The sequence below is a fragment of the bacterium genome, assembly GCA_023150945.1.
Taxonomy (GTDB): domain Bacteria; phylum Zhuqueibacterota; class Zhuqueibacteria; order Zhuqueibacterales; family Zhuqueibacteraceae; genus Coneutiohabitans.
Window position 1 is genome coordinate 1 of the sequence record JAKLJX010000072.1, and the last position, 480, is coordinate 480.

Annotated in this window: 1 protein-coding gene; it reads right to left on the reverse strand. The window is 55.0% G+C overall.

Annotated elements, in window-relative coordinates; all coding sequences use genetic code 11:
* Nucleotides 1-79 precede the first annotated feature (79 nt).
* On the reverse strand, nucleotides 80-480 hold a 401-nt coding region (locus L6R21_28070), incomplete at its 5' end, for an ABC transporter permease (protein ID MCK6563063.1).

Below are 480 nucleotides of genomic sequence, written 5' to 3' on the forward strand. Positions count from 1 at the left end.
TATTTATTCTTTGCCTCGCTTGTCGGGATCCTTGTCGTTATCGTGTTAATTTCCCTGAATTTTTTGTAATAAAATTATTTCACTCGCTTCGCAAAGCCCGCACGGGATTCGCCAGGGCCGCCCGCACACTCTGCGTTCCCACTGTCAACAATGCAATACCAATGGCCGCGCAGCCGGCCAGCGCAAACATCCACCACTGCAATCCGATATGATAGGCAAAACCTGCCAGCCATTGGCTCATGCCCCACCAGGCCAACGGTGTGGCAATGACAATTGCCAGTACGACGAGTTTCAGGAAATCCTTGGCCAGCAGCCCCGCGATACCTGCTGCCGACGCGCCCAGCACCTTGCGGATGCCGATTTCCTTGGTGCGTTGCTCGGCGGTATAAGTCGCCAGGCCGAACAAACCAAGGCAGGAGATGAGGATGGCCAGGCCGGCGAAATAGCGCGACAGGAGGGATATGCGTTGTTCCGATACAT